This is a genomic window from Micromonospora trifolii, assembly GCF_022229005.1.
Classification (GTDB): Bacteria; Actinomycetota; Actinomycetes; order Mycobacteriales; family Micromonosporaceae; genus Micromonospora; species Micromonospora trifolii.
Map to the genome: position 1 here is coordinate 94,406 of NZ_JAKKFD010000024.1, position 21,511 is coordinate 115,916.

General features: G+C 67.8%; 35 protein-coding genes. 1 reads left to right on the forward strand and 34 read right to left on the reverse strand.

The features are described from left to right. Positions 1–73: 73 nt before the first annotated feature. Complete coding sequence (locus NIE79_RS16815; protein ID WP_238679498.1) at positions 74–1,183, forward strand: hypothetical protein; 1,110 nt, start codon at positions 74–76, stop codon at positions 1,181–1,183. Between the two features lie 12 nt (positions 1,184–1,195). On the opposite strand, the gene truA is transcribed toward NIE79_RS16815, so the two are convergent. The 34 genes from truA to tuf all read right to left on the reverse strand — a co-directional run bounded on the left by truA (position 1,196) and on the right by tuf (position 21,380). Then, positions 1,196–2,026 carry a tRNA pseudouridine(38-40) synthase TruA gene (gene truA, locus NIE79_RS16820; protein ID WP_238679499.1) on the reverse strand — a complete coding sequence of 277 codons (831 nt, stop codon included), beginning with the start codon at positions 2,024–2,026 and terminating at the stop codon, positions 1,196–1,198. 68 nt (positions 2,027–2,094) lie between these two features. Beyond that, positions 2,095–2,652: a 50S ribosomal protein L17 gene (gene rplQ, locus NIE79_RS16825; RefSeq protein WP_091402374.1), complete on the reverse strand. Its 558-nt coding sequence runs from the start codon at positions 2,650–2,652 to the stop codon at positions 2,095–2,097. A 34-nt stretch (positions 2,653–2,686) separates the two neighbouring features. After that, positions 2,687–3,709: a DNA-directed RNA polymerase subunit alpha gene (locus NIE79_RS16830; protein WP_007465227.1), complete on the reverse strand. Its 1,023-nt coding sequence runs from the start codon at positions 3,707–3,709 to the stop codon at positions 2,687–2,689. A 98-nt stretch (positions 3,710–3,807) separates the two neighbouring features. Next, the gene (rpsD, locus tag NIE79_RS16835) at positions 3,808–4,434 is read right to left on the reverse strand and encodes a 30S ribosomal protein S4 (RefSeq protein ID WP_238679500.1); all 627 of its coding nucleotides are present in this window, start codon (positions 4,432–4,434) and stop codon (positions 3,808–3,810) included. 13 nt (positions 4,435–4,447) lie between these two features. After that, a complete protein-coding gene (rpsK, locus tag NIE79_RS16840; RefSeq protein WP_030329919.1) occupies positions 4,448–4,855 on the reverse strand; it encodes a 30S ribosomal protein S11 in 408 nt (135 codons plus the stop codon). Positions 4,856–4,942: 87 nt separating this feature from the next. Then, complete coding sequence (gene rpsM, locus NIE79_RS16845; RefSeq protein WP_030329917.1) at positions 4,943–5,323, reverse strand: 30S ribosomal protein S13; 381 nt, start codon at positions 5,321–5,323, stop codon at positions 4,943–4,945. A 267-nt stretch (positions 5,324–5,590) separates the two neighbouring features. Beyond that, positions 5,591–5,704 (reverse strand): 50S ribosomal protein L36, encoded by a 114-nt coding sequence (gene rpmJ, locus NIE79_RS16850; RefSeq protein WP_088952025.1) that lies wholly within the window; start codon positions 5,702–5,704, stop codon positions 5,591–5,593. A 91-nt stretch (positions 5,705–5,795) separates the two neighbouring features. After that, a complete protein-coding gene (gene infA, locus NIE79_RS16855; protein WP_007073013.1) occupies positions 5,796–6,017 on the reverse strand; it encodes a translation initiation factor IF-1 in 222 nt (73 codons plus the stop codon). 321 nt (positions 6,018–6,338) lie between these two features. After that, positions 6,339–6,872 (reverse strand): DUF1707 SHOCT-like domain-containing protein, encoded by a 534-nt coding sequence (locus NIE79_RS16860; protein ID WP_372471609.1) that lies wholly within the window; start codon positions 6,870–6,872, stop codon positions 6,339–6,341. A 145-nt stretch (positions 6,873–7,017) separates the two neighbouring features. After that, a complete protein-coding gene (gene map, locus NIE79_RS16865) occupies positions 7,018–7,869 on the reverse strand; it encodes a type I methionyl aminopeptidase (protein WP_238679501.1) in 852 nt (283 codons plus the stop codon). An 87-nt stretch (positions 7,870–7,956) separates the two neighbouring features. Next, on the reverse strand, positions 7,957–8,610 hold the full coding sequence (locus NIE79_RS16870; RefSeq protein ID WP_088950228.1) for an adenylate kinase: 654 nt from the start codon (positions 8,608–8,610) through the stop codon (positions 7,957–7,959). Then, the gene (gene secY / locus NIE79_RS16875) at positions 8,611–9,939 is read right to left on the reverse strand and encodes a preprotein translocase subunit SecY (RefSeq protein WP_112676865.1); all 1,329 of its coding nucleotides are present in this window, start codon (positions 9,937–9,939) and stop codon (positions 8,611–8,613) included. A gap of 232 nt (positions 9,940–10,171) precedes the next feature. Then, on the reverse strand, positions 10,172–10,615 hold the full coding sequence (gene rplO, locus NIE79_RS16880) for a 50S ribosomal protein L15 (RefSeq protein WP_030329906.1): 444 nt from the start codon (positions 10,613–10,615) through the stop codon (positions 10,172–10,174). Beyond that, positions 10,615–10,797, reverse strand: a complete 183-nt coding sequence (rpmD, locus tag NIE79_RS16885) for a 50S ribosomal protein L30 (RefSeq protein WP_007465262.1) — start codon at positions 10,795–10,797, stop codon at positions 10,615–10,617. Before rpmD ends, rplO begins: the two co-directional genes overlap by 1 nt. Continuing rightward, on the reverse strand, positions 10,797–11,411 hold the full coding sequence (gene rpsE / locus NIE79_RS16890) for a 30S ribosomal protein S5 (protein WP_007465263.1): 615 nt from the start codon (positions 11,409–11,411) through the stop codon (positions 10,797–10,799). Before rpsE ends, rpmD begins: the two co-directional genes overlap by 1 nt. A 33-nt stretch (positions 11,412–11,444) precedes the next feature. Beyond that, on the reverse strand, positions 11,445–11,834 hold the full coding sequence (gene rplR / locus NIE79_RS16895; protein WP_091402381.1) for a 50S ribosomal protein L18: 390 nt from the start codon (positions 11,832–11,834) through the stop codon (positions 11,445–11,447). Then, on the reverse strand, positions 11,831–12,373 hold the full coding sequence (rplF, locus tag NIE79_RS16900; protein ID WP_091402383.1) for a 50S ribosomal protein L6: 543 nt from the start codon (positions 12,371–12,373) through the stop codon (positions 11,831–11,833). The genes rplR and rplF overlap by 4 nt, the downstream gene beginning before the upstream one ends. 16 nt (positions 12,374–12,389) lie before the next feature. After that, positions 12,390–12,797 carry a 30S ribosomal protein S8 gene (rpsH, locus tag NIE79_RS16905; protein ID WP_007465270.1) on the reverse strand — a complete coding sequence of 136 codons (408 nt, stop codon included), beginning with the start codon at positions 12,795–12,797 and terminating at the stop codon, positions 12,390–12,392. A 116-nt stretch (positions 12,798–12,913) separates the two neighbouring features. Beyond that, positions 12,914–13,099: a type Z 30S ribosomal protein S14 gene (locus NIE79_RS16910; protein ID WP_007465272.1), complete on the reverse strand. Its 186-nt coding sequence runs from the start codon at positions 13,097–13,099 to the stop codon at positions 12,914–12,916. A 1-nt stretch (position 13,100) separates the two neighbouring features. Continuing rightward, entirely contained in the window at positions 13,101–13,667 is a 567-nt protein-coding gene (rplE, locus tag NIE79_RS16915; RefSeq protein WP_091402385.1) for a 50S ribosomal protein L5, read from the reverse strand. Beyond that, on the reverse strand, positions 13,667–13,987 hold the full coding sequence (rplX, locus tag NIE79_RS16920; RefSeq protein WP_172899047.1) for a 50S ribosomal protein L24: 321 nt from the start codon (positions 13,985–13,987) through the stop codon (positions 13,667–13,669). The genes rplE and rplX overlap by 1 nt, the downstream gene beginning before the upstream one ends. Next, complete coding sequence (gene rplN, locus NIE79_RS16925) at positions 13,984–14,352, reverse strand: 50S ribosomal protein L14 (protein WP_007465279.1); 369 nt, start codon at positions 14,350–14,352, stop codon at positions 13,984–13,986. The genes rplX and rplN overlap by 4 nt, the downstream gene beginning before the upstream one ends. 97 nt (positions 14,353–14,449) lie before the next feature. Continuing rightward, complete coding sequence (rpsQ, locus tag NIE79_RS16930) at positions 14,450–14,728, reverse strand: 30S ribosomal protein S17 (RefSeq protein WP_030489590.1); 279 nt, start codon at positions 14,726–14,728, stop codon at positions 14,450–14,452. Next, a complete protein-coding gene (gene rpmC / locus NIE79_RS16935) occupies positions 14,725–14,961 on the reverse strand; it encodes a 50S ribosomal protein L29 (RefSeq protein ID WP_007465283.1) in 237 nt (78 codons plus the stop codon). Before rpmC ends, rpsQ begins: the two co-directional genes overlap by 4 nt. Continuing rightward, positions 14,961–15,386 (reverse strand): 50S ribosomal protein L16, encoded by a 426-nt coding sequence (gene rplP / locus NIE79_RS16940; protein ID WP_053653940.1) that lies wholly within the window; start codon positions 15,384–15,386, stop codon positions 14,961–14,963. Before rplP ends, rpmC begins: the two co-directional genes overlap by 1 nt. Positions 15,387–15,389: 3 nt before the next feature. Continuing rightward, positions 15,390–16,259 carry a 30S ribosomal protein S3 gene (gene rpsC, locus NIE79_RS16945; RefSeq protein ID WP_091402401.1) on the reverse strand — a complete coding sequence of 290 codons (870 nt, stop codon included), beginning with the start codon at positions 16,257–16,259 and terminating at the stop codon, positions 15,390–15,392. Then, a complete protein-coding gene (gene rplV / locus NIE79_RS16950; protein WP_007465297.1) occupies positions 16,259–16,717 on the reverse strand; it encodes a 50S ribosomal protein L22 in 459 nt (152 codons plus the stop codon). Before rplV ends, rpsC begins: the two co-directional genes overlap by 1 nt. Before the next feature lie 41 nt (positions 16,718–16,758). Next, positions 16,759–17,040 carry a 30S ribosomal protein S19 gene (gene rpsS / locus NIE79_RS16955; protein ID WP_007465299.1) on the reverse strand — a complete coding sequence of 94 codons (282 nt, stop codon included), beginning with the start codon at positions 17,038–17,040 and terminating at the stop codon, positions 16,759–16,761. Between the two features lie 12 nt (positions 17,041–17,052). Then, positions 17,053–17,892 (reverse strand): 50S ribosomal protein L2, encoded by an 840-nt coding sequence (rplB, locus tag NIE79_RS16960; RefSeq protein WP_053653944.1) that lies wholly within the window; start codon positions 17,890–17,892, stop codon positions 17,053–17,055. 12 nt (positions 17,893–17,904) lie between these two features. Further along, entirely contained in the window at positions 17,905–18,207 is a 303-nt protein-coding gene (rplW, locus tag NIE79_RS16965) for a 50S ribosomal protein L23 (RefSeq protein WP_007465304.1), read from the reverse strand. Next, positions 18,204–18,854 (reverse strand): 50S ribosomal protein L4, encoded by a 651-nt coding sequence (rplD, locus tag NIE79_RS16970; RefSeq protein WP_238679502.1) that lies wholly within the window; start codon positions 18,852–18,854, stop codon positions 18,204–18,206. Before rplD ends, rplW begins: the two co-directional genes overlap by 4 nt. Further along, a complete protein-coding gene (rplC, locus tag NIE79_RS16975) occupies positions 18,851–19,516 on the reverse strand; it encodes a 50S ribosomal protein L3 (protein WP_238679503.1) in 666 nt (221 codons plus the stop codon). The genes rplD and rplC overlap by 4 nt, the downstream gene beginning before the upstream one ends. Positions 19,517–19,527: 11 nt before the next feature. Continuing rightward, entirely contained in the window at positions 19,528–19,836 is a 309-nt protein-coding gene (rpsJ, locus tag NIE79_RS16980) for a 30S ribosomal protein S10 (RefSeq protein ID WP_007073037.1), read from the reverse strand. Positions 19,837–20,186: 350 nt separating this feature from the next. Continuing rightward, complete coding sequence (tuf, locus tag NIE79_RS16985; RefSeq protein ID WP_030489585.1) at positions 20,187–21,380, reverse strand: elongation factor Tu; 1,194 nt, start codon at positions 21,378–21,380, stop codon at positions 20,187–20,189. Between the last annotated feature and the right edge of the window lie 131 nt (positions 21,381–21,511).

Here is a 21,511-nt window from a genome sequence, read left to right on the forward strand (position 1 = left end):
ACCTGACGCGGCCCACACGCACATTTCCCCGATATTACCCCCTAAAGGGACATTGGCTCCTACTCTGGGCGACATGGTGTATCGGTACCAGTCCGATGAGGACGCTTTCGAGGAGTACCCGGAGCCCGGGTCCGACCTGTCGGTGCTCGCCGCCGGTCCGCCCCCGCCGGCGGGGCCCTCTCCGTCGCGCTTCCCCACGCCGTCGCTGCCCCGGCCGAACCAGCTCTCGCTGGCCTCGTCGCAGCCCGCGCAGGCTCGCGCCGACGTGCAGCAGCTCGGGCCGGCCGCCCGCACCGATGCGCCGCAGCCACTCTCGACTCGCGCCGACATCCCGCCCGCCCCGCCGCGCAGCCAGATCTACACCTCGTCGACGCCGGTGGAGCCGCCCAGCCGGCGCGGCGGCGGCCGACTGTGGCAGGTGCTGATCGGCGGCGCAGCCGTCCTGGTGCTGCTCGCCCTCTGCGGCCTCGGCGCCTCCGCGCTGCTCACCAACCGCAACGAGCAGCCGCAGAGCAACCCGACGTACCAGCCGAACGCCGCCCCGACCTCGGCACCGGCGGAACGGCTGGCCCTGGACTCCCGGGACACCGACCAGGCCCCGCTCACCGCCAAGGAACTCTTCGCCGGCAAGGAGTTGAAGCTCACCGACGGCCAGCCGAGCTACCAGGTGCTCAAGACACAGTCCAGCGGCAGTTGCGCCGTCGCCGCCACCGACGAGGTCGCCGACCTGCTGGTCCGGCTCGGCTGCAACCAGGTCGTCCGGGCCACGCTGAGCACGCCCGACGGCAGCCACCTGGTCACCGCCGGTCTGTTCAACCTGACCGACAAGGTCAGCGCGGAACGAGCCCGAGACCGGCTCCGGCAACTGCTCGACGAGCGGCAGGGCCGTTTCCGTGGCCTCACCGCCGACGAGGGCGACGGCACCGATGTCCTGGCCAGCGCCCCCGCACGCGTCGGCTGGCAGGTTCGTGGCCACTATCTGGCGTACGCGCTGGTGGTTCGCAAGGACGGCGCGGCGGTCAAGGCGGGTGACGCCAAGGTCCGCGAGATCCTGTTCGACATGATCGAGCTGCACCTCAGCCGTGGCGTGCTGCAGAGCCGGGCCGACGGTGGCACCGCCGCGCAACCGACGGCGGCACCGACCGGCAGCAACGCCAACCAGGGTGACCTGCCGGGCAACTGACCCCGCGGGCGGTCAGCCCTCGACCGGGACCCGCAGCCGGCGGGTGAGGGTGGCGCGGTGGGCGTACTCGGCCGGATCCGCCGGGTAGCCGACCGCTACCAGGGTCAACCCGCGCGCGGGGGCAACTGTCACCTCGCTGGACCGCTCCCGCTGAGTGAGCAGAGTGCCCGGCCACTCCACCGGGCGGCGCCCGTCCCCGGCCACCAGCATGGCCCCCACCAGGCTGCGCACCATCGCCTGGCAGAACGCGTCGGCCTGCACGGTGGCCACCAGGATGCCGTCCGGGTCGCGACGCCAGTCCAGCCGGGTCACCTCGCGCAGCGTTGTCGCGTGCTCCTTGCGCCGGCAGTACGCGGCGAAGTCGTGCTCCCCCACCAGCCCGTACGCGGCGGCGTTCAGCGCCGCCAGGTCCAACGGTTTCGGCCAGGCCAGCACCTCGTGACGGCGCAGCGGCTCGGCACCGAAGGGCGCGTCGGTGACCCGGTACTCGTAGCGCCGGAAGGTGGCCGAGAACCGGGCGTCGAAGTCGGCCGGCACCTCGGTCATCGCCCGTACCCGCACGTCGGTGGGGAGCAGCCGGGCCAGGCGACGCAGCAGCCGTCCCTCGTGCTGCCGCCACACGTCCACGGGCAGGTCGAGGTGGCACACCTGCCCCGTGGCGTGCACGCCCGCGTCGGTGCGCCCGGCCACTGTCAGCCCGGTGGCCGTACCGGCGCCGAGGACCAGGTCCACTGTCTCGACGAGCACCCCCGCGACGGTGCGCCTGGTCGGCTGGGCCGCCCAGCCGGAGAAGTCGGTGCCGTCGTACGAGACGTCCAGCCGCAGCCGGATCCGCTCGTCCACCTCGTACCTCCTGTTACGGGTCGGGCCCGACACCCCCGATGGGGTGCCGGGCCCGACAATGCCCTTGATCAGGCCTTGTTCTCGGTGGCCTCGTCGCTGTCCTCGCGGGCGGCGTCGGTGTCACCGGACGCCGACACCGGCGCCTCGGAGTCCTGGTCGGCCGGAGCCGACTTCGGGGCCTCGTCGGCCGGGGCGAGCGCCTCGACCTTGTCCTGCTGCGCGGCCTTGCGGGCGGCGGTCTTCTTGTTCGCCTTCGGCTCGGCGACCTGAAGCTCCTCCACCAGCTCGATGATGGCCATCGGCGCGTTGTCACCCTTGCGCGGACCGGTCTTCACGATCCGGGTGTAACCGCCGGGGCGGTTGGAGTACCGGGGCGCGATCTGGTCGAACAGGGCGTAGACCACGTCCTTGTCCTTGACGACACCCAGCACCCGACGCCGCGAGGCGAGGTCACCGCGCTTGGCCTTGGTGATGAGCTGCTCGGCCAGCGGGCGCAGCCGCCGGGCCTTCGTCTCGGTGGTCTGGATCTTCCCGTGCTGGAACAGCGCGGTCGCCAGGTTGGCCAGCATCAGCCGCTCGTGCGAGGGGCTGCCGCCGAGGCGGGGGCCCTTGGTGGGCGTGGGCATTTTTGGTGCTCCTCAGTTGTGGCGGCAGCGCGGACTAGAGCTGCTCGGTCTCGCGGTAGTCGTCGGTGTCGTAGTCGGCCTCGCCGAAGGTGTCCACGACGTGCGCCGGGTCGAAGTTCGGAGCCGAGTCCTTCAGCCCGAGACCCATCCCGGCGAGCTTCATCTTGACCTCGTCGATCGACTTCTGACCGAAGTTGCGAATGTCGAGGAGGTCGGCCTCGGTACGCCCGATGAGCTCACCAACGGAGTTGATGCCCTCGCGCTTGAGGCAGTTGTAGGAGCGGACGGTGAGGTCCAGCTCCTCGATCGGCAGAGCGAGGTCCGCCGCCAGCTGGGCGTCCTGCGGGGACGGCCCGATGTCGATGCCCTCGGCGGTCTCGTCCAGCTCCCGGGCAAGCCCGAACAGCTCAACCAGCGTCGAACCAGCGGAGGCCAGCGCGGTACGCGGACCCATCGACGGCTTGGTCTCGACGTCGATGATCAGCCGGTCGAAGTCGGTGCGCTGCTCGACACGGGTCGCCTCGACGCGGTAGGTCACCTTCAGCACCGGCGAGTAGATCGAGTCGACCGGGATCCGGCCGATCTCGGCGCCGGACTGCTTGTTCTGCGCCGCCGTCACGTAGCCCCGGCCCCGCTCGACGGTCAGCTCCATGTCGAGCCGGCCCTTGCCGTTCAGGGTGGCGAGCTTGAGATCCGGGTTGTGCACCGAGACGCCGGCCGGGGGCTGGATGTCGCCCGCGGTCACGTCGCCCGGGCCCTGCTTACGCAGGTACATGCTGACCGGCTCGTCGTGCTCGGAGCTGACGCACAGCTCCTTGATGTTCATGACGAGCTCGACCACGTCCTCCTTGACACCGGGGATCGTGGTGAACTCGTGCAGCACACCGTCGATCTTGATCGAGGTGACGGCCGCGCCCGGGATCGACGACAGCAGCGTGCGCCGCAGCGAGTTACCCAGGGTGTAGCCGAAGCCCGGCTCCAGCGGCTCGATGGCGAACCGGGACCGGGTCTCGTTGATCGACTCCTCGGAGAGGGAGGGTCGCTGGCTGATGAGCATCTTTTCTCTTCTCTTCCGGGGCGCCCGCTATTTGACGCCCACGACACAAACTGTTCCGGTGGCCCGCCCCGAAGGGCGGGCCACCGAACGAGCTCGGACTACTTGGAGTAGAGCTCGACGATCAACTGCTCCTGGACCTGCGTGTCGATGACCTGCCGGGCCGGGAGGGAGTGCACGAGCACCTTCATCTGGCTCGGGATGGCCTCAAGCCACGCCGGAACCGTCCTCGAGCCGGCCTGAGCCTGCGCGACGATGAACGGGGTGAGCTCCTTGCTCTTGCCCCGAACCTCGATGATGTCGTGCTCCTTGACGCGGTACGACGGGATGTCGACCTTCTTGCCGTTCACCGTGAAGTGACCGTGCTTGACCAGCTGGCGGGCCATGTCCCGCGAGTGGGCGTAGCCGGCCCGGTAAACGACGTTGTCCAGCCGCGACTCGAGGATCTGCAGGAGGACCTCACCGGTCTTCGCCTGCTTGCCAACGGCTTCCTCGTAGTAACCGCGGAACTGCTTCTCCAGCACGCCGTAAACCCGACGGGCCTTCTGCTTCTCACGGAGCTGGAGCAGGTACTCCGTCTCCTTGGTGCGGCCGCGGCCGTGCTGCCCGGGCGGGAACGGCCGGGACTCGAACGGGCACTTCGGACCATCGCACTTGCTGCCCTTGAGGAACAGCTTCATCTTCTCCCGCCGGCAACGGCGGCAGTCTGCACCGGTGTAACGAGCCATCTCTCTCTACCTCTCAGACCCGGCGACGCTTCGGCGGACGGCACCCGTTGTGCGGCTGCGGGGTGACGTCGGCGATCTGGCCGACCTCGAGGCCCACGGCCTGCAGCGAACGGATGGCGGTTTCCCGGCCGGAGCCGGGGCCCTTGACGAACACGTCGACCTTGCGCATGCCGTGCTCCATGGCGCGACGCGCGGCAGCCTCGGCGGCCAGCTGCGCAGCGAACGGAGTCGACTTGCGGGAGCCCTTGAAGCCCACCTGGCCAGCGGAGGCCCAGGAGATGACCGCACCGGTCGGGTCCGTGATGGACACGATGGTGTTGTTGAACGTGCTCTTGATGTGCGCCTGCCCGTGGGCGACGTTTTTGCGTTCCTTGCGCCGGACCTTCTTTACAGCGGCTCCGGCACGAGCCTTCGGTGGCATAAGTCTGTGCGCTCCTAGTTGACTTTCCGGATCGGGTTGCGGCCTGACCCACCTCAGCGGCGGCCGACCCCGTCATCCGGTCAAGAACTACTTCTTGCCGGGCTTCTTCTTGCCGGCGACGGTCCGCTTCGGGCCCTTGCGGGTCCGGGCGTTGGTCTTGGTCCGCTGGCCACGCACGGGCAGGCCCCGGCGGTGCCGGATGCCGGCGTAGCAGCCGATCTCAACCTTGCGGCGGATGTCAGCGGCGACCTCGCGGCGCAGGTCGCCTTCAACCTTGTAGTTGCCCTCGATGTGGTCGCGGAGCTGCACGAGCTCCTCGTCCGTGAGGTCCCGAGCGCGCTTGTCCGGCGAGATGCCGGTAGCGGCGAGTGTCTCCAGGGCGCGGGTGCGACCGACCCCGAAGATGTAGGTGAGCGCGATCTCCAACCGCTTTTCGCGGGGGAGATCCACGCCGACTAGACGTGCCATGTGCGGGCGTACTCCTCGTGATGTGTGGCGGAGGTGTGGACCCGTCCCACCCCGCTACCGGCCGTCCCGTCTTTCCGACGCGGTGAGCGCCGGCGACCGGGATCGGTCGCTGCCCGAGCGGGCCCCGGCCTCCGACCGGGGGTCAGCCACGCAGAGGTACGACTGGCGTACCGCTCGCGGCTGGGACGAGCATGTGTGATTTGTGTGTCGCTGGGGATCCGCCTGGACCAACGCCACCCGGCCGGTGTTACGGCCGGACGGGCTGAGTCAGCCCTGGCGCTGCTTGTGGCGCGGGTCGCTGCAGATGACCATGACCCGGCCGTGCCGGCGGATAACCCGGCACTTCTGGCAGATCCTCTTGACGCTCGGCTTGACCTTCACGGTTGCCTTACTTCCCATCTGGCCCGGGGACGCGCTCTGCGTGACACCGGACGTCGAAGACGGACACGGGACTTCCCGGCCGCCGTCAGGACTACTTGTAGCGGTAGACGATGCGCCCGCGGGTCAGGTCGTACGGCGAAAGTTCGACGACGACCCGGTCCTCCGGAAGGATGCGGATGTAGTGCTGCCGCATCTTGCCGCTGATGTGAGCCAACACCTTGTGGCCGTTCGCGAGCTCCACCCGGAACATGGCGTTCGGCAGGGGCTCGATGACCCGACCCTCGATCTCAATGGCTCCGTCTTTTTTCGGCATGTCCTCCGCTGTCCTGACGTCGATTGCTCCGGGCGGCCCACAACGTCTTACACGGAAATCTGATCAGAATCAGAAGCCCGCGCCAGCCGCGGCTCCAGCTCCCACCGAAGCGCAGGGTGGGCATGCCGGAGTGGACGCTGTGCGCCGATCTGAAAGTGTACGCCGGCCTGCGGTCCCCCGCCAAACCGACCACCCACCAACCCGCGCGCCGCCCCATCCGACCCCACCGCCAGCCCTGTTGATCATGAAGTTGTTGTCACGACACGCCGGAACGGGCGGCAACATCTTCATGATCAACGGGCCGGGTGGGGGTGGAGCGGATCAGGGGGTTGGGGGTTGGTCGTCCGTTTTGCTGTCGCGCTTTGCCTGCTTGCGCTCTCGGCGGCGTTGGCGCTTGACGGCCTGGCGCTGGGGCTCCTTCCCGGCCAGCCCGGTGACCGTGCGGACCATCAGCACCGCGCCCCACGGCCCCGCCACCCAGGCCGGCCAGAAGTAGAGCAGGTCCTGAGTGAGCAGCGACGTCACCGCCCAGATGGTCACCACGATGGCGATCACCCGCAGGTACGGGAACCACACATCAGCCAGCCAGCGGGCGGTGACGCCCCCGGTGGGGGCCGGACCAAGCTGGTCGCCCAACTGGCTCACCGTCGACCCGGCGGCCGGCGCCAGGCCCGACCGCTGCGCTGGGGTCACCGGCGGCAGGTCCGTGAGTAGGGCCTCAAGGTCGGCGTACGTGCGTGCCGCGTAGGCCCGCTGCAACCGCTCGTCGTACTCGTGCAGATCCAGTCGACCCTCGTCGAGGGCGACCCGCAACCGGTCGGCCACCGCCGCACGGTCCGAGTCCGCGGCTCGCATCCCGTCGCGCCCGTCCATGCCGGCAAGCATGCCACCGTCGCGCCACTCCCGCCCCACCCCCGACCACCGGTCGATCATGAAGTTGTTGCCCGCCTCGCCGGCGTGTCAGAGCAATAACTTCATGATCAGCGGAGGGCCCGGGGGGTTACGGGGTCTTCGTGGCTGCGGGTTGGCGGGCGGTTACCAGGTCGCCCAGGCGGGCGCGGCCACCGTCGAACGCGGTGAGCACCCAGACGCCGTCGGGCAGCAGCGCCATCGAGTGCTCGACGTGCGCGGCCACCGAGCCGTCCCGGGTGACGACCGTCCACCCGTCGGCCAACTCGACACTACGCGGGGACGCCATGGTGATCATCGGCTCGATGGCCAGGGCCATTCCGGGAACCAGTCGCGGACCCTTGCCCGGCCGACCGTGGTTGAGCACGTGCGGGTCCTGGTGCATCTCGGTGCCGATGCCGTGCCCGCCGTAGCCGTCGACGATGCCGTACCGGCCGCCCTTGCGGACAGCGGTCTCCACCGCGTGCGAGATGTCGGTCAGTCGACCCTTGCCGCTGGCCGCGCCACGCGCCGCGGCGGCGATGCCGGCCCACATCGCGTCCTCGGCGACCTCGGCCATCTTCAGCAGTGCCGGGTCGACGTCACCGACGCCGACCGTGATCGCGGAGTCGCCGTGCCAGCCGTCCAGCACCGCGCCGCAGTCGATGGAGATCAGGTCACCGGCCTGGAGAACCTGCTTCGGCGACGGGATGGCGTGCACGATCTGCTCGTTGACTGAGGAGCAGATCGACGCCGGGAAACCGTGGTAGCCCTTGAACGACGGAACGCCACCCGCCTCGCGGATGGTCGACTCGGCGATGGCGTCCAGATCGGCGGTGCTCACACCGGGGGCGACAGCCTCCCGCATCCGGCGCAGGGCCTCGGCCACCACCAGCCCGGCGGCCCGCATCTTCTCGATCTGGTCAGGGGTCTTCAGCTGGATGTCCAGCTGGGGACGACGCATGGAGCGGTTACCTTTCGTTGCCGAACAGCGGGGCACATAACGCGTACCCCGCTGTTCGCACTCTATCCGCCGTGGCCCGGCCGGACCTCAGCCGCCGTACGACCGCAACGCGTCGATGGCCCGGGTGGTGACGTCCTCCACCGGCCCGGTGGCGTCGATCCCGACCAGCTTGCCCTGGGCGCCGTAGTAGTCGACCAGGGGTGCGGTCTTCTCGCTGTACTCACGAAGCCGCGTGGCGATCGTCTCCGGCTTGTCGTCGTCGCGCTGGAACAGCTCGGCGCCGCACCGGTCACAGATGCCGGGCCGGGTGGTGGCGTCGAACTCGACGTGCCAGATCTTGCCGCAGCCCCGGCAGGTACGCCTGCCGGAGAGCCGCCGGATCACCTCGTCGTCGTCGACGACCAGCTCCAGGACCAGATCCAGGGCGGTGCCCAGATCGGCCAGGAGCTTGTCCAGAGCGGCCGCCTGCGGAGTGGTCCGCGGGAAGCCGTCGAGCAGGAAACCCTCGCTGGCGTCGGGCTCGGCCAGCCGGTCCCGGACCATGTTGATGGTGACCTCGTCCGGAACCAGCTCGCCCGCGTCCATGTACCGCTTCGCCTCGACACCGAGCGGCGTGCCCTGGGTGACGTTCGACCGGAAGATGTCTCCGGTCGAAATCTTCGGCACCGAGAGGTGCGCGGCGATGAACTCGGCCTGCGTGCCCTTGCCCGCGCCCGGCGGGCCAACCAGAACGAGTCTCATCTACCGCAGGAACCCTTCGTAGTTCCGCTGCATGAGTTGGCTCTCGATCTGCTTCACGGTCTCCAGACCGACGCCGACCATGATGAGCACAGCGGTGCCGCCGAACGGGAAGTTCTGGTACTGCTGGTTGTCCAGCCAGATGAAGAAGAAGTTCGGCAGGATCGAGATGACGCCGAGGTAGAGCGCGCCCGGCAGGGTGATCCGGCTGAGGATGAAGTCCAGGTAGTCGGCGGTCGGCTTGCCCGGGCGGATGCCCGGCACGAACCCGCCGTACTTCTTCATGTTGTCCGCGACCTCGGTCGGGTTGAACGTGATCGAGACGTAGAAGTACGTGAAGAAGATGATCAGCAGGAAGTAGACCGCGATGTAGATCGGGCTGCTCGGGTTGACCAGGTTGTTCTGGATCCACGACTGGGTCTTGCCCGGGTCGGTCTGGTCGAAGAACTGCAGCGCCAACTGCGGCAGGTAGAGCAGCGACGAGCCGAAGATGACCGGGATCACACCCGCCTGGTTGACCTTGAGCGGGATGTAGGTCGAGGTGCCGCCGTACATCCGCCGGCCGATCATCCGCTTGGCGTACTGCACCGGGATCCGGCGCTGCGCCTGCTCGATGAAGGTGACAGCGGTGATGACCACCAGGACCAGCGCGATGACCAGGGCGAACATGTCCCAGCCCTTGCTGGTCTTGATCTGCCAGCCCTCGCTGGGCAGCCGCGCCGCGATCGAGGTGAAGATCAGGACGGACATGCCGTTGCCGACGCCGCGGTCGGTGATCAGCTCACCGAGCCACATGACCATGCCGGTGCCGGCGGTCATCGTCATCACCAGGATGGTCAGGGTCAGCCAGTCCGGGATGCCGGTGCCGGTGGGGATGATCGGGAACTGGTCGCACTTGTTCTGGAACAGCTGACCCGAGCGGGCCAGCGCCACGAACGCCGAGGCCTGCAGCACACCGAGACCGAGGGTCAGGTAGCGCGTGTACTGGGTGATCTTCGCCTGACCTGCCTGGCCCTCCTTGCGGAGCTGCTCCAGGCGGGGGATCACGACGGTCAGCAGCTGCAGGATGATCGACGCGGTGATGTAGGGCATGATGCCCAGCGCGAAGACCGAGAGCTGTAGCAGCGCTCCGCCGGAGAAGAGGTTGAGAAGGTTCACCACCCCGGTGGTGTCACCCTGGATGGTGTCGAGGCACTTCTGCACGTTGCCGTACGAGACGCCCGGGCTGGGGAGCGTTGCACCCAGCCGGTAGACCGCGATGATGCCTACTGTGAACAGCAGCTTCTTGCGCAGGTCAGGCGTACGGAACGCACTGAGAAAGGCGGACAGCAACTTCTTCCTCCTGCGCGAGGCGGGCCGCCGGTGATCCCTGGCGGGTCGGGGTGGATCACGGGCGAGTGCCCGCAATCCATGGCTGGGATGGGACTCTAACAGCCTCACCCCGGTCCGGGCAGATGCGCCCGACTACATAAATCGATTCCGATGTTACCGGGCGCTCAGGCCCCAGGCAGACCATGGCGCCCGCCAGTTGCTCTCAACTGGACGGGCGCCATGGTCGTACGCCTTACAGCTCGGTGACGGAGCCACCGGCGGCAGCGATCTTCTCCTTGGCCGACGCACTGAACGCGTGCGCGGACACCTGGAGCGCCACACCGCCGAGGTCCCCGGTGCCGAGGACCTTGACCGGGTGACCCTTGCGGACCGCGCCGGACTCAACGAGCTCCAGCGGGCCGACCTGACCACCATTCGGGAACAGCTCAGCGAGTCGGTCCAGGTTGACCACCTGGAAGACCACCTTGAACTTGTTCTTGAAGCCCTTCATCTTTGGCAGGCGCATGTGGATGGGCATCTGCCCACCCTCGAACGCCGCCGAGATGTTCTTGCGGGCCTTGGAGCCCTTGGTACCGCGACCAGCGGTCTTGCCCTTGGAACCCTCACCGCGACCCACACGGGTCTTCGCGGTCTTGGAACCGGGCGCCGGGCGCAGGTGATGCACCTTGATCGTCATTACTCGACCTCCTCGACCTTCACGAGGTGGCTCACAGTGAAGATCATGCCGCGGATCTCGGGCCGGTCCTCCTTGACCACCACGTCGTTGATCCGCTTGAGACCGAGCGAACGCAGCGACTCACGCTGGTTGTGCTTGGTCCCGATACCGGACCGGAGCTGGGTGACCTTCAGGCGTGCCATCAGCGCGCCACCCCCGCACGCGACGCCAGCATGGCGGCCGGCGCGACGTCCTCCACCGGCAGACCACGACGCGCCGCGACCTGCTCGGGGGACTCAAGCCCCTTCAGGGCCGCCACGGTGGCGTGCACGATGTTGATCGGGTTCGACGAACCGAGGCTCTTGGAGAGCACGTCGTGGATCCCAGCGCACTCCAGCACGGCACGCACCGGTCCACCGGCGATGACACCCGTACCGGCCGAGGCCGGCTTGAGCAGCACCACACCAGCGGCGTCCTCACCCGTCACCGGGTGCGGGATCGACTGACCGATCCGCGGAACCTTGAAGAAGTGCTTCTTGGCCTCCTCGACACCCTTGGCGATGGCCGCGGGCACCTCCTTGGCCTTTCCGTAGCCCACGCCGACCGTGCCGTCGCCGTCGCCCACGATCACGAGGGCGGTGAAGCTGAAGCGACGACCACCCTTCACGACCTTGGCGACGCGGTTGATCGCGACGACCCGCTCAAGGTGCGGGGTCTTCTCGACGGGCGCGTTTCCGCGGCCGCCCTCACGGCGGTTGTCGCGGCGACCACCCTCGTTGCCACCGGACCCGCCGCCACGGCGCTGTTGACCTGGCATCAGCAGCCTTCCTTCTCTCTCGTGACGGGGTTGTTAGAACTCGAGCCCGGCTTCGCGGGCGGCGTCGGCAAGCGCGGCGACTCGCCCCGCGTACCGGTTGCCGCCGCGGTCGAAGACGACCTTGGAGACGCCGGCGGCCTTGGCCCGCTCGGCGAGCAGCGCGCCCACCTTGCCAGCCAGGGCGCTCTTGTCGCCCTCCGCACCGCGCAGCGAGGCGTCCAGGGTCGACGCCGACGCCAGGGTGTGACCCTTGGTGTCGTCGACGACCTGGGCGACCATGTGCCGCAGCGAACGGGTGACGACCAGGCGCGGACGCTCGGCCGTACCGCTGACGTTCTTGCGGACGCGGAAGTGTCGACGCGCACGCCCAACGGCGCGCTTGGCGGCGACACCGCGGCGGCGCTTGAGCAGCGTGGCGCTCACTTCTTACCTGCCTTTCCGGCCTTGCGGCGGATGACCTCGCCCTGGTACTTGACGCCCTTGCCCTTGTAGGGCTCCGGCGGGCGGATCTTCCGGATGTTGGCGGCGACCTCACCGACCTGCTGCTTGTCGATGCCAGCCACGTGGAACAGGGTCGGCCGCTCCACCGTGAAGGTGATGCCCGCCGGGGCGGGGACGACCACCGGGTGCGAGAACCCGAGTGCGAACTCGAGGTCCGAACCCTTGGCGGTGACCCGGTAACCGGTGCCGGCGATCTCCAGGCTCTTGCGGTAGCCCTCGGTGACCCCGACGATCATGTTGGCAACCAGCGTACGGCTCAGGCCGTGGAGTTCCTTGGCCTTGCGCTCGTCGTTCGGCCGGTTGACGCTCAGCTGCCCATCCTCGGCCCGCTCGACCGTGATCGGCTCGGCGAGGGTGTGCTGGAGCTGGCCCTTGGGGCCCTTGACCTTGACGGTCTGCCCGTCGATCGTGATGTCGACGCCGGCTGGCACCGGGATCGACTTACGTCCAATTCGCGACATTTCTACCTGTCTCCCGTTACCAGACGAAGGCGAGGACTTCCCCGCCAACACTCCGCTTGCGGGCCTGCCGGTCGGTCAGCAGCCCCTGGGACGTCGAAATGATCGCCACGCCCAGCCCACCGAGCACCCGCGGGAGCCCGTCCGACTTGGCGTACACCCGGAGACCGGGCTTGGACACGCGCTTGATGCCGGCCAGGCTCCGCTCGCGGTTCTGGCCGTACTTCAGCTCGACGACCAGTCGCTTGCCGACGGCGCCCTCCTCGGGCTCCTCGACCGACCAGGTGGCGATGTAACCCTCGGCCTTCAGGACCTCGGCGATGTTCGCCTTGATCTTGGAGTAGGGCATCTTCACCTGATCGTGGTACGCCTGGTTGGCGTTACGCAGACGCGTGAGCATGTCTGCGATCGGGTCGGTCATCGTCATGGATTTCGTCAGCCTTTCTCGCCGGGGTTCCCGGGGCATCAGCCCCGGGCCTACGGCGAAGAGCAATACCTAATCGGTGCAGGAGTTCCCGGCCGACGGCCGGGACGCGGTCGCCCTTACCAGGAAGCCTTGGACACGCCCGGCAGCTCACCGCGGTGAGCCATCTCCCGGATGCAGACCCGGCAGAGCCCGAACTTGCGGTAGACCGCCTTCGGACGCCCGCACCGCTGGCAGCGGGTGTACGCGCGAACCGAGAACTTCGGCTTCGCGGCCGCCTTGATGATCAGCGCCTTCTTGGCCATCTCAGTTCTCCTTGAACGGGAAGCCCAGGAGCTTGAGCAGCGCCCGGCCCTCGTCGTCGGTCGTGGCGGTCGTGACCACCGTGATGTCCATGCCCCGCTGGCGATCGATCCGGTCCTGGTCGATCTCGTGGAACACCGACTGCTCGGTCAGACCGAACGTGTAGTTGCCGTGCCCGTCCAGCTTGCGCCCGTCCAGACCGCGGAAGTCGCGGATACGCGGAAGCGCGATGGAGAGCAGCCGGTCCATGAACTCCCACATCCGGTCGCCGCGAAGGGTCACCTTCGCGCCGATCGGCATGCCCTCGCGCAGCTTGAACTGCGCGATGGACTTGGTCGCCCGCCGCACCTGCGGCTTCTGGCCGGTGATCGTGGCGAGGTCGCGGACCGCGCCGTCGATCAGCTTGGCGTCGCGAGCAGCCTCGCCGACACCCATGTTGACGACGATCTTGACCAGCCGCGGCACCTGCATGGGGTTGCCGTAGCTGCGCTGCTCACGCAGCTGGGCCACGATCTCGTTGCGGTACCGCTCCTTGAGGCGCGGCAGGGTCTTTTCGGTAGCCGTGGTCATCACAGGTCCTTACCGGTGCTACGCGCGATGCGGACCTTCTGGCCGTTGTCGTCGATCCGGTAACCGACGCGGGTCGGCTTGCCGTCGGAGTCCAGGACCTGCACGTTCGAGACGTGGATCGGGGCCTCCTGAGTGACGATGCCGCCGGTCTTGGCGCCACGCTGGGTGGTGCTGATGCGGGTGTGCTTCTTGACCCGGTTCACGCCCTCGACAAGGACCTTGTCCTGCCGCGGGTAGGCCTGAATGACCTTGCCCTTGGCACCCTTGTCCTTGCCGGCGATGACGACGACCGTGTCGCCCTTCTTGACCTTCACGGTCACAACACCTCCGGCGCGAGGGAAATAATCTTCATGAACCGCTTGTCCCGCAGCTCCCGGCCCACCGGGCCGAAGATACGGGTTCCACGCGGGTCCCCGCCGTCCTTGATGATGACGGCGGCGTTCTCGTCGAAGCGGATGTACGAGCCGTCCGGACGCCGCCTCTCCTTGGCCGTGCGAACGACGACAGCCTTGACGACGTCGCCCTTCTTCACACCGGCACCCGGGATGGCGTCCTTGACCGTGGCCACGATGACGTCGCCGATACTCGCGTAGCGCCGACCCGAGCCACCGAGAACCCGGATGCACAGGATCTCCCGAGCACCCGTGTTGTCGGCGACGCGCAGTCGCGACTCCTGCTGAATCACGTCTATCTCCTATGTCTGCCGGTTCTCCGGCCGCCGTAGCGGCCGGAGCCTGGCGGAACCAACGCCCGACGCAACGCCGGGCGAGCTCGAGCCTTCGCTACTTGGCCTTTTCCAGGATCTCCACGATCCGCCAACGCTTGGTGGCGCTCAGCGGCCGGGTCTCCATGATGAGAACCCGGTCACCGGTGCCAGCGGCGTTCTGCTCGTCGTGCACCTTCAGCTTGGCCGTACGGCGCATGATCTTGCCGTACAACGCGTGCCGAACCCGGTCCTCGACCTCGACCACGACGGTCTTGTCCATCTTGTCGCTGATCACCAGGCCCTCGCGGACCTTGCGGCGCGACCGCGCGGCGGCGGTGGCGGTCTCTTCGGTCATGATGCAGTCACCTCAGTCGGCGCGGCCGAGAGCCCCAGCTCACGCTCACGCATGATCGTGTAGATCCGGGCAATCTCCCGACGGATGACCTGCAACCGCCGGTTGTTGTCCAGCTGCCCGGTTGCGGCCTGCACGCGGAGGTTGAACAGCTCCGCCTTGGCCTCCCGCAGCTTCGTGACCAGCTCCTCTTCGGAGAGCTCACGCAGCTCGGTCGCCTTAACGCCCGCTGCCATCAGGATTCACCCACTTCGCGCGTAACAATGCGGCACTTCATCGGGAGCTTGTGGATCGCGCGACGCATAGCCTCTCGCGCGGTCTGCTCGTTGGGGAAGGACATCTCGAAGAGAACCCGCCCCGGCTTGACGTTGGCGACCCACCACTCGGGCGAACCCTTACCGGAACCCATCCGGGTCTCGGCAGGCTTCTTGGTGAGGGCCTGGTCCGGGAAGATCGTGATCCAGACCTTGCCACCACGCTTGATGTGGCGAGTCATCGCGATACGTGCCGACTCGATCTGCCGGTTCGTCACGTACGCCGGCTCGAGAGCCTGGATCCCGAACTCGCCGAACACCACCCGGTTACCACCCTTGGACGCGCCACTGCGGTCCGGGTGGTGCGGCTTGCGGAAGCCCTTCGGGGGCTTGCGCGGCATCAGCATCTGTCAGCCCTCCTGCTGCGTTTCTGCCGGAGCAGCAGTGGCGGCGACAGCTGCGCTGTCGACCGGCTCGCCGCTCGGCGTCTCGGCCTGCTGCGCGATGGTGGTCGCAGCAGCCCGACCGGCCTCGGTGCCACCAGCCGTGGTGCCGGACGAACCCGACCGGCCACGGCGCGGACGCTCGGGACGGTCGCCGCGCTCACCACGACGCGGGCGGGACGGACCGGCCTCGGCCGGAGCCTCCCGGCCCGGGACGGCGTCGCCCTTGTAGATCCAGACCTTCACACCGATCCGACCGAACGTCGTACGGGCCTCGAAGAAGCCGTACTCGATGTTGGCCCGCAGCGTGTGCAGCGGAACCCGGCCCTCACGGTAGAACTCGGTCCGGCTCATCTCGGCGCCGCCGAGGCGACCCGAGACCTGAACCCGGATGCCCTTGCAGACCGGGTTCTTCATCGCCGACTGCATGGCCTTGCGCATCGCCCGACGGAAGCTGACCCGGCTGGACAACTGCTCGGCCACGCCCTGCGCGACCAGCTGAGCGTCCGACTCGGGGTTCTTCACCTCGATGATGTTCAGCTGAACCTGCTTGCCGGTGAGCTTCTCAAGCTCGCCGCGGATCCGGTCGGCCTCCGCACCCTTACGGCCGATGACGATGCCCGGCCGGGCGGTGTGGATGTCGACCCGAACCCGGTCGCGGGTGCGCTCGATGTCGACCTTGGAAATCCCGGCACGCTCGAGGCCCTTGGACATCATGCGGCGGATCTTGACATCCTCGCCGATGTAGTCCTTGTAGAGCTTGTCCGCGAACCAGCGGGACTTCCAGTCGGTCGAGATGCCGAGCCGGAACCCAGTGGGGTGAACCTTCTGACCCATTACTCGGCGTCCTCCGTCTTGCTCTGCGCTTCGGCCGGTGCGGCCTCCGTGGCCGGGGCGGCCTTCTTCGCCGCGGCCTTCCTCGGCGCTGCCGGCGCGACCGCTTCGACCGCCACAGTGATGTGGCAGGTGCGCTTGCGGATTCGGTACGCCCGACCCTGCGCCCGCGGCTGGAACCGCTTCATCGTCGGGCCCTCGTCCACGAAGGCCTCGCTGACGAGCAGCGCGTCGGGGTCCAGCCGCTCGTTGTTCTCCGCGTTGGCGATCGCGCTAGCGAGCACCTTGTACACCTGCTCGCTCGCAGCCTGCGGCGCGAACTGCAGCACCGTGAGCGCCTCCTTCGCGGGCAGGCCGCGGACGAGGTTGACCACCCGGCGCGCCTTCATCGGCGAGATGCGCACGTGCCGCGCAACCGCCCGCGCGCCCGGAAGCACCGGAGCGTCGCCCTTTCCTGGCATCGCTGTAACCCCTTGTTCCCTCTATCCGTATGCCCGCGGCGTCAGCGCCGACGGCTCTTCCGGTCGTCCTTCTCGTGACCCTTGAACGTGCGGGTCAGCGCGAACTCGCCGAGCTTGTGCCCGACCATCGCCTCGGTCACGAACACCGGGACGTGCTTGCGTCCGTCATGCACGGCGATCGTGTGCCCCAGCATCTCGGGGATGATCGTCGAGCGCCGCGACCAGGTCTTGATCACGTTCTTGGAGCCCTTGTCGTTCTGAACTTCCACCTTCTTGAGCAGGTGGTCGTCTACGAACGGGCCCTTCTTCAGGCTGCGAGGCATGTCTTATCTCCCTCAGCCGCGCTTACGCGTGGCGTAGCGGCGGCGGACGATCAGCCGGTCACTCGGCTGGCCCTTACGGCGGGTGCGGCCCTCGGGCTTACCCTGCGGGTTGACCGGGTGGCGACCACCGGAGGTCTTACCCTCACCACCACCGTGCGGGTGGTCGACCGGGTTCATGGCGACACCACGGACGGTCGGGCGCTTGCCCTTCCACCGCATCCGGCCGGCCTTGCCCCAGTTGATGTTCGACTGGTCGGCGTTGCCGATCTCGCCGACGCTGGCGCGGCAGCGCACGTCCACCCGCCGGATCTCGCCGGACGGCATACGAAGGGTCGCGTACGCGCCCTCGCGGCCGAGCAGCTGGATGCCGACGCCGGCGGAACGGGCCAGCTTGGCCCCGCCACCCGGACGCAGCTCCACGTTGTGGATCGTCGTACCGACCGGGATGTTGCGCAGCGGCAGGTTGTTACCCGGCTTGATGTCGGCGCCCGGACCGGACTCGACGCGGTCGCCCTGCTTCATGTCCTTCGGCGCGAGGATGTACCGCTTCTCGCCGTCGGCGTAGTGCAGCAGCGCGATGCGCGCAGTGCGGTTCGGGTCGTACTCGATGTGAGCGACCTTCGCCGGCACGCCGTCCTTGTCGACCCGCTTGAAGTCGATCAGACGGTACTGACGCTTGTGACCGCCACCGTGGTGCCGCGTGGTGATCCGGCCGTGGGCGTTACGCCCGCCCTTCTTCGGCAACGGAGCCAGCAGCGACTTTTCCGGCGTGGACCGGGTGATCTCGGCGAAGTCAGCGACACTCGAGCCACGTCGGCCCGGCGTCGTCGGCTTGTACTTACGGATAGCCATTGTCTACACCCCTCAGCTGACCGGGCCGCCGAAGGCCTCGATGCGGTCACCGTCAGCCAGCTTCACGATCGCCCGCTTGGTCGCCTTGCGCTGACCGAAACCGGTCTTGGTGCGCTTGCGCTTACCCTGGCGGTTGAGCGTGTTGACCGTCAGGACGCGGACGTTGAAGATCTGCTGGATAGCGATCTTGATCTCGGTCTTGTTCGCGTCCGGGTGCACCAGGAAGGTGTACCAGTTCCGGTTCAGCTCGCTGTAGCTCTTCTCCGAGACGACCGGCGCCACGATGATGTCGCGCGGGTCGGCGATCGTGCTCACTTGCCACCCTCCTCGGTGGTCTCGGCGGGCACGCCCAGGAACTCGTCCAGGGCGTCCTTGGTGAAGACCACGTCGTCGGCCACCAGCACGTCGTACGTGTTCAGCTGGCCGGACTCGATCAGGTGCACCCGCGACTCGTTGCGCAGCGACACCCAGTTCAGCTCGTCGGTGCTGCTCAGCACGACCAGGACCCGACGGGCCTCGGTGAGCTTGGTCAGCGTGGCCAGAGCGGCCTTGGTCGACGGCTTCTCGCCCGAGACGAACGCCTCGACGACGTGCACCTGCCCGGCGCGGGCCCGGTCGGAGAGGGCACCCCGCAGAGCGGCGGCCTTCATCTTCTTCGGGGTCCGCTGGCTGTAGTCGCGCGGCACGGGACCGTGCACGACGCCACCGCCGGCGAACTGCGGCGCGCGGATCGAGCCCTGACGGGCGCGACCGGTGCCCTTCTGCTTGTACGGCTTCTTGCCGCCACCAGCGACCTCGGCGCGGGTCTTGGTCTTGTGCGTGCCCTGTCGGGCCGCCGCAAGCTGGGCCACCACGACCTGGTGCATCAGCGCGACGTTGGCCTGCACGTCGAAGATGTCCGCCGGCAGCTCGACGGAGCTGCTGGTGGTGCCTTCGACGGTGCGCACGTCAACGGTGGTCACTTGGCCGCACCGCCCTTCTTCACCTTGATCTTGGCCGCGGTACGGACCAGAACAAGCGCGCCCTTGGGACCAGGAATGGCACCCCGGACGAGCAGCAGGTTGTTCTCGGTGTCGACCGCCTGGACGGTGAGGTTCTGCACGGTGTACCGAACGCCACCCATACGGCCGGCCATCCGGGTGCCCTTGAAGACACGACCCGGAGTGGCGCAGGCGCCGATGGCACCGGGCGAGCGGTGCTTGCGCTCGACGCCGTGCCCGGCGCCCAGGCCGTGGAAGCCGTGCCGCTTCATCGGGCCGGCGTAGCCCTTGCCCTTGGTCTTGCCGGTGACGTCGATGGTGACGCCGGCCGGGAACTCCTCGACAGTGACTTCCTGGCCGAGCGAGTATTCCCCAGCGTCAGTGGTGCGCAGCTCGACGATGTGCCGGCGCGGCGCCACGTCCGCCTTGGCGTAGTGCCCGCTGGTCGGCTTCTTGACCTTGCGCGGGTCGATGGTGCCGTACGCGAGCTGGACCGCGGAGTAACCGTCCTTCTCGGCGCTACGAACCTGGCTGATGACGCACGGGCCGGCCTCGACCACGGTCACGGGAACAACACGGTTGTTCTCCCAGACCTGGGTCATGCCGAGCTTGGCGCCCAGGATCCCCTTGACTTGCCTGTCCATTTGTCCGGTCCCTACAGCTTGATCTCGATGTCGACGCCAGCCGGCAGGTCGAGGCGCATGAGCGAGTCGACCGTCTTCGGGGTCGGGTCGATGATGTCGATCAGCCGCTTGTGCGTGCGCATCTCGAAGTGCTCGCGCGAGTCCTTGTACTTGTGCGGCGAGCGGATAACGCAGAAACGGTTGATCTCCGTGGGCAGCGGCACCGGGCCCGCGACCTGCGCCCCGGTGCGCGTCACCGTCTCGACGATCTTCCGAGCCGAGGAGTCGACGACCTCGTGGTCATAGGCCTTGAGCCGGATGCGGATCTTCTGTCCCGCCATGGTGGCTTCTGTTCCTTCTCTCGATGCCGCTGTGTTGCGGGCGCCTGTACCGGCTGGCACAGGCCCACTTCGCCGACCCCCGCGGTCGGGCGTGTCGCGCCCTCGGGCCGAGCTCCGCCCCTAGGTACCGGAGTGGTGCTGACCGCACGGGGGGTCAAGGCGCCGATCGCATTACCGCGACCTGAACGCCGTGCGAGGGTGGTTGGCGACTGGGCCGCCAACCACCCTACGCTCGACTGCCTCGCCACCCGGAGGTTCAGCGAATGCCGAACACAGGCGACGAACTGTCGTTACGCAACCTGACTAGTATGCCGCACGACCGGCGGCGGGTCTAATCGGGGTTACCTAGTTCACTTGTTAATCTTGGTGACGAACCCGGCGCCGACGGTGCGGCCACCCTCGCGGATCGCGAACTTGAGGTTCTCCTCCATGGCGATGGGCTGGATCAGCTTCACCGACATGGACGTGTTGTCACCCGGCATGACCATCTCGGTGCCCTCGGGGAGGGTGACGACACCGGTGACGTCAGTGGTCCGGAAGTAGAACTGCGGGCGGTAGTTCTGGAAGAACGGGGTGTGACGGCCACCCTCCTCCTTGGAGAGGATGTAGACCGTCGCCTCGAACTCCGTGTGCGGGGTGTTCGAGCCCGGCTTCACGACGACCATGCCGCGCTCGACCTCGTCGCGCTTGGTACCACGCAGCAGCAGGCCGACGTTCTCGCCTGCGCGGGCGTCGTCCAGGGTCTTCCGGAACATCTCGATCGCGGTGACCTTGGTCTTGAAGCTCTTCTCCTTGATACCGACGAGCTCAACATCCTCGTTCGGCAGGAGAACGCCGCGCTCCACGCGACCGGTGACGACGGTGCCACGACCGGTGATCGTGAAGACGTCCTCAACCGGCATCAGGAACGGCTTGTCAACCTCGCGCTCCGGCTGCGGGATCGAGGTGTCGACAGCGGTCATCAGGTCCAGCAGCTTGCCGGTCCACTCGGGGTCACCCTCGAGGGCCTTCAGCGCCGAAACCCGAACGACCGGCAGGTCGTCACCCGGGTACTCCTGCGAGGAGAGCAGCTCACGGACCTCGAGCTCGACGAGCTCCAGGAGCTCCTCGTCATCGACCATGTCGCTCTTGTTGAGCGCCACGACGATGTACGGCACACCGACCTGACGGGCCAGCAGCACGTGCTCGCGGGTCTGCGGCATCGGGCCGTCGGTCGCCGCGACCACCAGGATCGCGCCGTCCATCTGCGCGGCACCGGTGATCATGTTCTTGATGTAGTCGGCGTGCCCAGGGCAGTCGACGTGCGCGTAGTGCCGCGACTCGGTCTGGTACTCGACGTGCGCGATCGAGATCGTGATGCCGCGGGCCTTCTCCTCCGGCGCCTTGTCGATCTCGTCGAACGGCGTGTAGGGGTTCAGGTCCGGGTACTGGTCGTGCAGGACCTTGGTGATGGCCGCCGTCAGCGTCGTCTTACCGTGGTCGATGTGACCAATGGTGCCGATGTTGACGTGCGGCTTAGTCCGCTCGAACTTAGCCTTCGCCACTGGTGTCCTCCTGTGGACTTCTTGGTTCGTACGCCCGGCGCGCCGGTCGGCGCTTAGGACTCTGTCGACAGCCTTTCCGGCCTGAAGGCCGGAGAGCCTTTGTGGGTTCTGCGGCGATGAAGCCTACAGGC

Bases quoted from the DNA above. Each gene is read 5' to 3' on its own strand.
- rplF (WP_091402383.1), bottom strand. From the start codon at position 12,373: ATGTCGCGAATTGGACGTAAGTCGATCCCGGTGCCAGCCGGCGTCGAC.
- rpsJ (WP_007073037.1), bottom strand. From the start codon at position 19,836: ATGGCGGGACAGAAGATCCGCATCCGGCTCAAGGCCTATGACCACGAG.
- rplB (WP_053653944.1), bottom strand. From the start codon at position 17,892: ATGGCTATCCGTAAGTACAAGCCGACGACGCCGGGCCGACGTGGCTCG.
- rpsD (WP_238679500.1), bottom strand. From the start codon at position 4,434: ATGGCTCGTTACACCGGTGCAGACTGCCGCCGTTGCCGGCGGGAGAAG.
- rpsE (WP_007465263.1), bottom strand. From the start codon at position 11,411: ATGCCAGGTCAACAGCGCCGTGGCGGCGGGTCCGGTGGCAACGAGGGT.
- rpmC (WP_007465283.1), bottom strand. From the start codon at position 14,961: ATGGCAGCGGGCGTTAAGGCGACCGAGCTGCGTGAGCTCTCCGAAGAG.
- rplC (WP_238679503.1), bottom strand. From the start codon at position 19,516: ATGGACAGGCAAGTCAAGGGGATCCTGGGCGCCAAGCTCGGCATGACC.
- NIE79_RS16830 (WP_007465227.1), bottom strand. From the start codon at position 3,709: ATGCTCATCAGCCAGCGACCCTCCCTCTCCGAGGAGTCGATCAACGAG.
- map (WP_238679501.1), bottom strand. From the start codon at position 7,869: ATGCGTCGTCCCCAGCTGGACATCCAGCTGAAGACCCCTGACCAGATC.
- rpsM (WP_030329917.1), bottom strand. From the start codon at position 5,323: ATGGCACGTCTAGTCGGCGTGGATCTCCCCCGCGAAAAGCGGTTGGAG.
- rpsC (WP_091402401.1), bottom strand. From the start codon at position 16,259: ATGGGTCAGAAGGTTCACCCCACTGGGTTCCGGCTCGGCATCTCGACC.
- rplO (WP_030329906.1), bottom strand. From the start codon at position 10,615: ATGACGATCAAGGTGCATCACCTGCGCCCGGCGCCCGGTTCCAAGACC.
- NIE79_RS16910 (WP_007465272.1), bottom strand. From the start codon at position 13,099: ATGGCCAAGAAGGCGCTGATCATCAAGGCGGCCGCGAAGCCGAAGTTC.
- NIE79_RS16860 (WP_372471609.1), bottom strand. From the start codon at position 6,872: ATGCGAGCCGCGGACTCGGACCGTGCGGCGGTGGCCGACCGGTTGCGG.
- rpsS (WP_007465299.1), bottom strand. From the start codon at position 17,040: ATGCCTCGCAGCCTGAAGAAGGGCCCGTTCGTAGACGACCACCTGCTC.
- rpsK (WP_030329919.1), bottom strand. From the start codon at position 4,855: ATGCCACCGAAGGCTCGTGCCGGAGCCGCTGTAAAGAAGGTCCGGCGC.
- rpsH (WP_007465270.1), bottom strand. From the start codon at position 12,797: ATGACGATGACCGACCCGATCGCAGACATGCTCACGCGTCTGCGTAAC.
- rplP (WP_053653940.1), bottom strand. From the start codon at position 15,386: ATGCTGATGCCGCGCAAGCCCCCGAAGGGCTTCCGCAAGCCGCACCAC.
- NIE79_RS16815 (WP_238679498.1), top strand. From the start codon at position 74: ATGGTGTATCGGTACCAGTCCGATGAGGACGCTTTCGAGGAGTACCCG.
- rplQ (WP_091402374.1), bottom strand. From the start codon at position 2,652: ATGCCCACGCCCACCAAGGGCCCCCGCCTCGGCGGCAGCCCCTCGCAC.
- NIE79_RS16870 (WP_088950228.1), bottom strand. From the start codon at position 8,610: ATGAGACTCGTTCTGGTTGGCCCGCCGGGCGCGGGCAAGGGCACGCAG.
- rpsQ (WP_030489590.1), bottom strand. From the start codon at position 14,728: ATGACCGAAGAGACCGCCACCGCCGCCGCGCGGTCGCGCCGCAAGGTC.
- infA (WP_007073013.1), bottom strand. From the start codon at position 6,017: ATGCCGAAAAAAGACGGAGCCATTGAGATCGAGGGTCGGGTCATCGAG.
- rplE (WP_091402385.1), bottom strand. From the start codon at position 13,667: ATGACCACGGCTACCGAAAAGACCCTGCCGCGCCTCAAGGAGCGGTAC.
- rplV (WP_007465297.1), bottom strand. From the start codon at position 16,717: ATGCCAGGAAAGGGCGACGCTCCGGTGCTTCCGGGCGCGCGGGCGGTT.
- rpmD (WP_007465262.1), bottom strand. From the start codon at position 10,797: ATGGCACGCCTGAAGGTCACCCAGCTCCGGTCCGGTATCGGGACCAAG.